The sequence below is a fragment of the Noviherbaspirillum denitrificans genome, assembly GCF_002211445.1.
GTDB lineage: Bacteria > Pseudomonadota > Gammaproteobacteria > Burkholderiales > Burkholderiaceae_D > Noviherbaspirillum > Noviherbaspirillum denitrificans.
On record NZ_LSTO01000002.1, the window covers coordinates 53,404 to 64,177 of the forward strand.

Annotated in this window: 9 protein-coding genes; 5 read left to right on the top strand and 4 right to left on the bottom strand. The window is 63.1% G+C overall.

Annotated features, from left to right (window positions below; all coding sequences use genetic code 11):
• The 3 genes from AYR66_RS23765 to AYR66_RS23775 all read left to right on the top strand — a co-directional run.
• Window positions 1–289, top strand: a 289-nt coding sequence (locus AYR66_RS23765) for a phosphoenolpyruvate carboxykinase domain-containing protein (RefSeq protein WP_141104317.1), incomplete at its 5' end; no start/stop codon positions are given.
• A gap of 337 nt (window positions 290–626) precedes the next feature.
• The gene (locus AYR66_RS23770; protein ID WP_088710057.1) at window positions 627–2,807 is read left to right on the top strand and encodes a DUF1631 family protein; all 2,181 of its coding nucleotides are present in this window, start codon (window positions 627–629) and stop codon (window positions 2,805–2,807) included.
• A 171-nt stretch (window positions 2,808–2,978) separates the two neighbouring features.
• Window positions 2,979–3,344 carry a hypothetical protein gene (locus tag AYR66_RS23775; RefSeq protein ID WP_088710058.1) on the top strand — a complete coding sequence of 122 codons (366 nt, stop codon included), beginning with the start codon at window positions 2,979–2,981 and terminating at the stop codon, window positions 3,342–3,344.
• Here the strand turns inward: AYR66_RS23775 and AYR66_RS23780 are convergent.
• The gene (locus AYR66_RS23780) at window positions 3,318–3,965 is read right to left on the bottom strand and encodes a 1-acyl-sn-glycerol-3-phosphate acyltransferase (protein WP_088710059.1); all 648 of its coding nucleotides are present in this window, start codon (window positions 3,963–3,965) and stop codon (window positions 3,318–3,320) included. The two genes, AYR66_RS23775 and AYR66_RS23780, sit on opposite strands and share 27 nt — an antisense overlap.
• A gap of 121 nt (window positions 3,966–4,086) precedes the next feature.
• Between AYR66_RS23780 and AYR66_RS23785 the strand changes: the two genes are divergently transcribed.
• Window positions 4,087–5,007 carry a DUF808 domain-containing protein gene (locus tag AYR66_RS23785; protein ID WP_088710060.1) on the top strand — a complete coding sequence of 307 codons (921 nt, stop codon included), beginning with the start codon at window positions 4,087–4,089 and terminating at the stop codon, window positions 5,005–5,007.
• Window positions 5,008–5,222: 215 nt separating this feature from the next.
• The gene (locus tag AYR66_RS23790; protein WP_088710061.1) at window positions 5,223–7,379 is read left to right on the top strand and encodes a sensor histidine kinase; all 2,157 of its coding nucleotides are present in this window, start codon (window positions 5,223–5,225) and stop codon (window positions 7,377–7,379) included.
• A 10-nt stretch (window positions 7,380–7,389) separates the two neighbouring features.
• On the opposite strand, the gene AYR66_RS23795 is transcribed toward AYR66_RS23790, so the two are convergent.
• From AYR66_RS23795 to AYR66_RS23805, 3 genes are all read right to left on the bottom strand, one after another.
• Window positions 7,390–9,348, bottom strand: coding sequence for a TRAP transporter large permease (locus AYR66_RS23795; RefSeq protein WP_088710062.1), 1,959 nt, complete (start codon window positions 9,346–9,348; stop codon window positions 7,390–7,392).
• On the bottom strand, window positions 9,345–9,971 hold the full coding sequence (locus AYR66_RS23800) for a TRAP transporter small permease subunit (RefSeq protein WP_088710063.1): 627 nt from the start codon (window positions 9,969–9,971) through the stop codon (window positions 9,345–9,347). Before AYR66_RS23800 ends, AYR66_RS23795 begins: the two co-directional genes overlap by 4 nt.
• Before the next feature lie 106 nt (window positions 9,972–10,077).
• Window positions 10,078–10,774, bottom strand: a 697-nt coding sequence (locus AYR66_RS23805) for a TRAP transporter substrate-binding protein (protein WP_088710237.1), incomplete at its 5' end; no start/stop codon positions are given.

A 10,774-nucleotide genomic window follows, 5' to 3' on the forward strand; every position in this document is an offset into this window, starting at 1 on the left:
GCCTGGCTTCGGCGACAACATGCGCGTGCTGAAGTGGATGCTCGACCGCATCGAAGGCACCGCCGGCGGCACCGAGAACATCTTCGGCCTGACCCCGCGCTACGAGGACCTGAAGTGGGACGGCCTGGAATTCACCCAGGCACAGTTCGACCGCATCACCTCGATCGACAAGGCGGCGTGGGAAGCCGAGCTCAAGCTGCACGCCGAGCTGTTCGACAAGCTGAAATACCACCTGCCGGCCGAACTCGCGTCGACCAAGGCAGCACTGGAAAAGCGTCTCGCTGCTTAAGCGCATGCGATAACAACAAAACGGCCGGGTTTCCCGGCCGTTTTTTTTCGTCCCTAGGCAGTAACGTTGACATCAATTTTGTTACTTCATGTCAAATATGGCAGTCTCAAAGTGATGACAAAATGAAATGAATTGAAGTTTTGACTCATTACTTATAAACGCTTTCACACAAAGCAAGCACTTGCACTGAGTGCGCCACCCCTCAATATTTCCGTAGGGCAAGTAACGTTTCCTTACAATTGGCTTCTTGCTCTACGGCAACTATGTGCAAGAATGAAGCGTCAGTCTGGTGTACTCTGGACGTATAGTTCATCACTTCTCTACATGCGGCAATATCATGGCTCCCGAAGCGTCATCCATCGATGCGCCCAGCGCAAACCCGATCCCGCCTTCCTTGCGGATCGAGGTGCTGCAGGAGCTGGCCGACGCTGCCGCGAGCCTGGCCAACAAGCAGATTGACGGCTTCGTCACCCGGCTGGCCGATGCCATGCTGGATGCAGCCAGGACGGCGGGCGAAGAACAGGCGAAGCAGCTCGCCGCCTCGGCCGCCCTCCTCAAGCGCAACCGCTACCCCTTCTATTATGTGATGTCCGAAAGGCTGGGCGCCGCGCTGCACAACGAAGTGCTGGCGGTCGAGTATCCAGGCACCGTGCAGGAATCGGCCGCCGTGCCGGCCTCGCTGCCGCCCGAGCTGGAAGTGGACAAGAAGCTGTGCCTGGTGAAGGCCGCACGCGCGATCGAGACGGAAAACACTACCCGCCTGACCGCACTGAACATCCGCCTGGCGTCGCTGCTGGGCCGCGAAGCACTGCAGACCGCGCAAAACCCGTTCCGCCCGCATATCTTCCTGTCGGTAATCCACGAGTCCTGGTGTGAATTCCAGCCCGATGCGGCGGCCCACCACCTGGTGTACCGCATGCTCGGCCCGTCGCTCTGCCTGGACCTGGCGCCGGTGCTGCATACACTGAACATGGCGCTGATCAAGCGCGGCATCGTGCCGCACCTGCCGGCATCCGCGCTGGTGGCGACGCTGGACGAGGAGAGGAAATCCGCGCCCGGCCAGGACGAAGCAGCGATGGATCCGGTGATGCGCCAGCTGCGTCGCCTGTTCCCGTCGGAAGAAAAGGCCGCCGCCAAGACCGACCGCGCGCTGGACACTGATTTCCCCTCGCTGTTCGCCGAGGATGCGGTGCATGCCACCGCCTCGCGCAACGAGTTGATGGGCTTCCTGTCGGCGATGCAGCGCAAGGGCGCCGCGCAGTCCGGCCGCACCGCCATGCCCTTCCAGGTCGAGATCCTCGACCGCATCCGCCGCGAAGCGCCGGTGGGCGCATTGAGCGCGACCGACACGAGCGTGATCAACCTGCTCAAGAAAATCTTCGGTATGGTGTTCGCCGACGACCATATCGCCGACGAGATGAAGGCGATGATCGGCGCGCTGCAGGTACCGGTACTGAAGGCGGCGGTGCAGGACAAGGATTTCTTCTTCAAGACGGCTCATCCGGCGCGGCGCGTGGTCGACCTGATGGCGCGCCTGGCGGTTGGCTGGGACAGGCAGAAGGGCAATGCCGATCCGCTGTATGTGCTCATCGAACGCAACGTCAAGCGCATCCAGCAGGAGTCCGAACAACGCATGGCGGTGTTCGCCGACGTCGCGGCCGAACTGATGTCCTTCATCAAGCGCGACGAAACCGCGACCGAGCAGGTGCTGGTGCATTCGATCGGCAACGCGCTGCAGCAGGAAAAGCACGACCAGTGCGTGAAGGCGGCAAAGAACGACGTCGCGATGCGCGTCGGCACCGGTGAAGTGGTCGCCTTTGTCGAGACCTTCCTCGAAGACAAGTGGGTGAACGTGCTGACCTTGGCCTACGGCGTGAAGGAAGACAAGCCGCAGGCTGCCGAGAATGCGATCAAGACCATGGACGACTTGTGCTGGAGCGTGAAGCCGAAGATCACGGCCGCCGAGCGCAAGGAATTGCTGGCCAAGCTGCCGTCCATGCTGGTGATGCTGAACAAGTGGCTGGACCTCATCAAGTGGCATGGCGACGATCGCGCGCAATTCTTCACGGAGCTCGCCGAGACGCACGCCTCCCTCATGCGCGCGCCGCTGGAGCTGTCGCCGGAACGCCAGATGCAGATCGCGCTGGCTATAGCGAAGCACGCCGCGGAGCGCCGCGCGCAGCGGCAAGCGCAGCAGCAGCCCGAACCGGAACCGGATGAATTCGACCAGATGGTCGACGAGCTCGAGCGCGGTACCTGGATTGCGTTCAAGCGCAAGGATGGCTCGGAAATGAAAATCAAGCTGGCCTGGGTCAGCCCGATGCGCAGCCTCTACATTTTCTCGACCAAGGACCGCCAGGAAGCGCTGTCCATCTCGGCGGAGGGACTGGCGCAGGCGCTGCGTGAAGAACGCGCCAGCGTGGTATCGATTAGCGGACTCGTGGGCAAGGCGCTGGCGTCGGTGTTCGGTGCTGAAAGCGCGAACGAAGCTGCATTGGAAGCGAAGCCAGCGGCATAGAGAGTGGTGGTGCTGCTGTTCCCCCAAGCGCGACAGGAAACTGGACGCGCTTCTTTTTTACCGCTATAAACCATCCAAATTTTCGAATAACGGCCGCTCACGCGGAACTGCGCCGGTATTTGCGCGCCTAAGCAGCGCAAATGCCGGCGCATTGCTTTTGGGAGAAAAGAAGTGACACAGAAGGAAAGCAACAAGGACATCACGCTCGATGACTTGCTGAAGATCGTGGAAACGGCGGCGTGCACCATCGAGCGCCTGCAGGCGGTGAATGCATCGTTGAAGCAGCAAATGCGCGACGCCGAAACGGCTGCCCAGCAGGCAGCTGCGGATGCAGAGAGCAAGGCGCGTCAGATCGAGGAGCTTGAACAGTCCGAAGCCGTCTTGCGTGAAGATGCGGAGTGGTGCCGCTGGTTCAAGAACAAGTACGGCAACTCGACCTTCTTCAACCACGTCGAACGCGAGTACCTGCAGGATCATCTTCCCGAAGCCCCGGCGCCCGACGCGCCCGAATCAGGCATTGCGCCGGGCGCTTCCTGACGGCGTAGTCGCGGCGTTCGAAAACACGATCGGCGCCGCGCATTCATGCTTCAGTCCGCGGCCGCTTTGGTACGCGTCGCGGATCATCCCGAGGTCGGCCTCGGTTTCTCCCGTCAGCGTCGCATAGTCGACCAGGCGGATTTCCTTGATCCGGTAGTCGATGCACGCCATGCCGAGCGGAACGCCGGCGGTCAGCGCGATGTGGTAGAAGCCACTGCGCCAGCTGTCGCGGTACTTGCGCGTGCCTTCCGGCGCCAGCGCGAGCCAGAATTCATCGGCGGCGCGAATGCGGCCGGCGAGGCGCTCGATGGCGCCGGTGTTCGTTCCACGCTCGATCGGCTCGCCGCCCCAGGCGCGAAAAAGCGGTCCCAGGAGCGCGCCGCATGCCCCCTTGAACAGCGCTTCCTTGCCCAGCCAGCGGAAACGCACGCCGATCGCCCACTTGGCGAGCAGGCCGATGATGAAATCCCAATTCGATGTATGCGGATAAACGATGACGACGCCGCGCGGGCCGGGCAGTGGCGCGAAATTGACGCGCCAGCCGAACAGCGCAAGCGCGCGCACGGCAAAACGCTGGCGGCGCGTGGCGACATTGGACGTGGTGAGGAAATGGTCTGGCATAGCCACTGATTATCCGTCTTTTTATTGCTTGGCAGAAATGCCGTGTGAACGGCATGCGACAGAAGTTGTCTTGTCATGATTAAATCTGCAACTTCATGTCAATGTCCAAGAGGAACCATCAATGGCCGGAGCCAGCCTGTTAGCCTTGCTCGACGATATTGCGTCTGTCCTGGATGACGTCGCCACGATGACCAAGGTCGCTGCCAAGAAGACCGCCGGCGTGCTCGGCGACGACCTTGCGCTCAATGCGGAGCAGGTTTCCGGCGTGCGCGCCGAGCGCGAATTGCCGGTGGTGTGGGCGGTGGCCAAGGGCTCGCTGAAGAACAAGGCGATCCTGGTGCCGGCCGCGCTCGCCATCAGCGCCTTCGCGCCGTGGGCGGTGACGCCGCTGCTGATGGTCGGCGGCGCCTTCCTTTGCTACGAAGGCTTCGAGAAGCTCGCGCACAAGTTCCTGCACAACCCGCACGACGACGAAGCACACCGTGCCGAGCTGGCCGGGGCAGTGGCCAACCCCGCAGTGGACATGGTCGCATTCGAAAAGGAAAAGGTGCAGGGAGCGGTGCGCACCGACTTCATCCTGTCGGCGGAAATCATCGTGATCGCGCTCGGCACCGTCGCCGATGCCTCGTTCACGCAGCGTGTCGCGGTATTGACAGGCGTGGCCGCCATCATGACTGTCGGCGTGTACGGACTGGTCGCGGGCATCGTGAAGCTCGACGACGCCGGCCTGTACCTGAGCCGGGGCGGCAGCGGCCTGCGCCAGGCGCTGGGCCGGCTGCTGCTGCGTATTGCCCCGGTGCTGATGAAGTCGCTCTCCATCCTGGGCACCACGGCGATGTTCATGGTCGGCGGCGGCATCCTCGCGCACGGCATTCCAGCGGTGCACCACGCGATCGAAGGCGTCGCGCATGCGACCGGGGCGCTGGAACCGGTCACTTCGGCGCTCGGCAACGGCGTTGCCGGGATCATTGCGGGCGCCATCGTGCTGGCACTGGTGATCGTGGTCCAGCGCGTGCTGCGCGGATTCCGCAAAGCGGCCTGACACGCACTACCGGAGTGCAGCCCAAAACCAAAAGTGTCACCAGTTTGCAACCAAAAATTTCTAATCGGAAATGAGCTACCCGAAAGAGCAACCACTTTGATTGACTAATATCAATGAAATGTGGTTTCTCAAATTCGCGCTGCGCCGCAACAAATCATTCGACGTAGGATTTCGTGTACTGCAAAAAATAAAAAACACGTCTCCTGGGGGAATCCTTGTCCTTTCCACTGTCGCGCAAACCGGTTTCGATTGCCGCCTTGCTGGTGCTGGGGGCGGGATTGGCACTGACCGGCGTGATGACGGTCTGGCTGGCCGGCGCCGACGCGCGCCGTAACCAGCAATCCTTCGAGCACGCCGCCGACATCAGCCAAGCGGCTTTCCGGCATGAATTCGACGAGGCAATCAACGGGCTTGCCATCGTGAACCGGCGGATTGCAGGCAATGATGCGATCAGCCGGCGCCATTTCCATGGCCTCGCGATGCAGCTGGTTGAAATGCATCCCTACATCCAGGCCTTTTCTTACGCCCGCGTTGTGCCCGGTGATCAGCGACGCGCCTTTGAGGCCAAGTTGCGCGAGGAGCACGGCAACATCGTCGTCACCGAGATGCGCGACGGCGTGGCGGTGCCGGCGGGAGAGCGTCCGCATTACCTCGTGATCGACGACATCGCGCCGGAGCCGTCCAACCGCAAGGCGGTGGGCCTGGACATCTCCACGATTCCCGGCAAGGAAGCCGCGCTGGAACGGGCGCGCACGACCGGCCAGCCGAGCGCCACGGGCCTGTTCGCCTTCCCGCCGGAGGTCCCTGGCAAACACTCCTTCGCCGTCCTGATGCCGGTCTACCGTTCTGGAACCGCTGCACGGGACGACGCCGTGACCGGGTACACCACCGTCGTCCTGCATGCTCCGACTTTCGTGGAAAGCGTCTTGCGCCATGCCGCGCTGCTGCATCGGGAACAGACCGGACTCGGCATCTACATCGACGACGGCAAGCGCACCGAGCTGGTGTATCGCACCGGCGGCGGGGAAGATGATCGGATTCTCGATGACCCGGAGATTGCGACGGCAGACGGCAAGATTGGCATCGTACGCGAGGTTAATGCCGCCGGGCTGCGCTGGCTGGTCGTGAGCAGCCGGGCACCGGTTAGCGTCATGAGCGGGTCGGCGTGGGTGGCACTGGGAGCAGGCACATCGATATCCATCCTGTTCGCGCTCTACCTGCAATCGCTGGCCGTGCAAGCGTCGTACCTGACGCGCACCAACGCGCGGCTGCGCAGGAATATCGACTCGCGCAAGCGCATCGAGCATGCGTTGCGCGCCAGCGAGGAACGCTTCGAGAGCCTCGCCCGCATGTCGTCGGACTGGTACTGGGAGCAGGATGCGGAATTCCGCTTCACCAAGATCAGCAGCAACGCCGTCTTCGGCAGCGTGCCGACGTCGGAGCTGATCGGCAAGACCCGCAGCGAAATGCCGCTCGAGATCGATCCGGGGGAATTCGACGAACACCTGCAGGTGCTCAAGGCGCACGTATCCTTCACTGACCTCGAGTACCACGTGCGCGACCGCAACGGCAAGGTGCACTGGATGTCGGTCAGCGGCGAACCGCTGTTCGCACCGGATGGCACATTCCTCGGCTACCGCGGCACCGGCAAGGACATCACCGCGCGCAAGGAGACGGAACAGGCGCTCAGGCAGTCGCAGACCGAGCTGCGCGACCTGGCCGCGCACCAGGCACGCGTGAAGGAGGATGAGCGCAAGCGTATCGCGCGCGAAATCCACGACGACCTCGGCCAGAACCTGCTGGCGCTGCGCATCGACGTCCTGCTGCTGGAAGGCGAAATCCGCAAGCGCCTGCCGGAAGTCAATGACCGCGTCCACGGCCTGCTGTCGCACGTGGATAACGTGGTGCGCTCGATGCGCGCCATCATCAACGACCTGCGTCCGCCGGTGCTCGACCTGGGCCTGCAGTGTGCGTTCGAATGGCAGGTGCAGCAGTTCCGGCAGCGCAGCGGCATCGCCTGCACGCTCGACCTGGAGGACGGCAATGTCGACAGCGTGCTGGACGAGGAAGCCGCGACTTCCCTCTTCCGCATCCTCCAGGAATCGCTTACCAACGTCAGCCGGCATTCACAAGCTCGCCACGTGGACATCCGCCTCCATCGCAGCTTCGGCAGCCTGGTGCTGGAAATCTCGGACGACGGTGTAGGCGGCCAGTCGAACGACATGCGCAAGCCCCGCTCATTCGGCCTGATCGGCATCCGCGAGCGCGTCTACTCCCTCGGCGGCGAATTCCGCGTGGCCAGCACGCCCGGCAATGGGACCACGCTGACCATCATGATTCCCGCGACAGCGACTTCTGCCGCCGCCGCGTAGGGCACATCGGCTAGTTGTACAACAGCTCCGGCAGCCACATCCCGATCGCCGGGAACAGGTACAGCAGGATCAGCGCCAGCACCTGGATCGCCATGAAGGGCAGCATGCCAAGGAAGATCTGGTTCAGCGTCACATGCGGCGGCGACACGCCTTTCAGGTAGAACGCCGCCATCGCCACCGGCGGAGACAGGAAGGCTGTCTGCAGGTTGAGTGCGACCAGCAGGCCGAAGAACAGCGGATCGACGTCGAAGTGCGCCAGCAGCGGGATGAAGATCGGCATGAAGATCACGATGATCTCGGTCCATTCCAGCGGCCAGCCGAGCAGGAAGATGATGACCTGCGCCAGGATCATGAATTGCACCGGCGTCATGTCGAGCGACAGCACCCAGCTGTTGATGACTTCCTGACCGCCCAGCAATGCGAACGCCGCCGAGAAGATGCTCGATCCGACGAACAGCCAGCACACCATCGCGCTCGTCTTCGCAGTCAGGAACACCGACTCCTTGAGCACCGCGAAATTGAGCCGCTTGTAGGCCGCCGCCAGCAGCAGGCCGCCGAGCGAACCCATGGCCGCGGCTTCGGTCGGTGTCGCCAGGCCGAACACGATGGCGCCGAGCACCGCCATGATCAGGATCGCGAGCGGGAAGAAGGAACCGAGCAGCATCTTGAAGATCTCCAGCCGCGTGAAGCTGAAGATTGCGTAGAAGACGAGCATGGACGCCAGGCCGGCGCCGAAGGTGATCCAGTAGGACAGGGGCGCGGGCCTGGTTTCCGCCTCTTCCTGTGGCGGATTGATGTCGGTTTTTTCGGCCGGCGCCTTGTCCGCCGGCGCGGCGGGCGCGGGGATCGCGGTCGCTTCCGCCTTCTTGTCGTCGGATGGCGGTTCGGCGAGGTCGCCGGAAGCCGGCGGCTCGGCCAGTCCATCCTCGGCCGGTGGCTCGGCGAGGTCAGCGCCACCGGCCTCCTGGCCCGAATCCATGCCTTCGCCCATCTGCACCACGCCGGTCATGTCCTGCTTCTCGACCGTCGTCACCGCGCGGTAGCTGACACCCATGACCAGCGCGAAGGCGATGGCGGGCAGCAGCGTGATGCCGAGCTGGCCGAGCAGGGTTTGCGTGCTCACGCCGTTGTGGCTGCCGCGCAGCGCGCCGAGCAGGCCGGCCACTGCGTTGCGGCTGCCGCTCTGTCCGGTCGCCGTCGCCCATTGCGGCAGCGGCACTTTGCGATCCTCCTCGGCCAGCGGCGGCGCGTAATCCGGCCTGAGCTTCGCCATCAGGACCACATAGCCGAGATACAGCGTGGCCAGCATGATGCCGGGGAAGAAGGCGCCTGCGTAAAGCTTGACGACGGATACGCCGGCGGTGGCGCCGTACACGATCAGCAGCACCGACGGCGGAATCAGGATGCCGAGGCAGCCGCCGGCGGTGATGGTGCCGGCCGACAGCCTGACGTTGTAACCTGCCTTGAGCATCGCCGGAAACGCCAGCAGGCCCATCAGCGTCACCACGGCACCGACGATGCCGGTGGCAGTGGCGAAAATTGCGCAGGTGACGATGGTGGCCACCGCCAGCGAACCGGGCACGCGCGCCATTGCCAGGTGCAGGCTGCGGAACAGGCGGTCGATCAGGTTGGCGCGCTCCACCAGGTAGCCCATGAACACGAACAGCGGGATCGAGATCAGCACGTCGTTGGACATCACCGCGTACGCGCGCTGCACCATCAGGTCGAGCGTGAGCCCCACCGCTTCCTGCGGGTTGCGGCTGCTGTACGCGAGCCACGCGAAGAACACGCCCATGCCCATCAGCGTGAATGCCGTGGGAAAGCCGAGCATGATGGCGACCACCACCAGCGCGAGCATCAGCAGTCCGAGATGGCCGTTGGTCATTTCCGAGGGCGGGGGCATGAGGACGAAGACGCCGACCACCACCATCGCCATGATGGACAGACCGAACCAGACTTCCTTCCTCATGGCTGATCCCCTTTCTTGTGGGTGACAAACTGGTCCAGCTTTGCGATGTCCTCGTCCTTGACCTTCACCATTTCCTTGAGCTTGTCGACATCGACTTCCTCGACGTCCTCTTCACGCGCCGGCCAGTCGCCGTCCTTGAGGCAGGCGATGCAGCGCACGATCTCGACCAGGCCCTGCGCCAGCAGCAGCGCGCCGGCGATCGGGATGACCGTCTTGAAGGGATAGAGCGGCGGGCCGTTGGCCGTCAATGTGGAATGCTCGTTGATGGCCCAGGATTCGGACGCGTAGCTGTAGCCGGCCCACACCAGGGCGACGATGCCGGGGATGAAGAACAGGATATAAAGAATCAGGTCGAGCGCGGCCTGCAGGCGCGGCGGGAAGAATCCGTACAGCACGTCGCCGCGCACATGGCCATCCTTGGACAGCGTATAGGCGCCGGCCATCATGAAGGCGGTGCCGTACATCATGATCATCAGGTCGAAGGACCACGCGTTCGGCTTGTTCAGCACGTAACGCGAGAACACTTCCCATGAAACCTGCAAGGTGAGCGCCAGGATGAGCCAGGCGAAGGCCTGCCCCACCCAGGTGCTCACCCTGTCGACGAAGAACAGGAGTTTTTGCATGGTCGAAGCCTCGTGAGGCGACGGCCCCGTGCGAGCAGGCCGCCGCGGCGATCGGAGAACACACCATCCCGCGGCGGGATGGTGTTGCGTTCACTGCGCTGGCTGATCAGCCCTTCTTGGGCGGCTGCTTCTTGCCGAAGTAGTGGTTGTAGGCCATGCGTCGCGGATTGTTGGTGTCCATGTCCCACTTCACCGCGCGCTCGGCGAAGGTGCGCATCGAGGCTTCGACTTCCTTGAACAACGGATTGCCTTCGCCCTTCTTCGCCACCACCTCGTCCCAGACATTGAGCTGGTCCTGCAGGAAGGTGTCCGGGGTCTTGTAGAACTTCACGCCGTTCTTGGTCTGCAGCTCGCGGTAATCGGTGGAGTAACGGTCGACCGCCTTCCACGACATGTCGGCCGATGCGGCTTCGACCGCGTTCTCGATGATGGCCTTGAGCTTGGCCGGCAGCGCGTTGAACTTCGTCTTGTTGAAGGTGATCTCGAACTGTTCCGAGCTCTGGTGGAAGCTCTGCAGCATGCAGATCTTCGACACGTCGGGGAAGCCGAGGATGCGGTCCGATGTGGCGTTGTTGAATTCAGCGCCGTCGAGCAGGCCGCGGTCCATGGCCGGCACGATTTCGCCGCCGGGCAGCGCGTTCACCGCCGCGCCCATCGAGGTAAACAGGTCGATCGCGAGGCCGTTGGTGCGGTACTTCAGGCCCTTGAAGTCGGCGGTCTTGGTGATCGGTTTCTTGAACCAGCCGAGCGGCTGGGTCGGCATCGGGCCGTACAGGAAGGAGACGATATTGGCGCCGATGGAG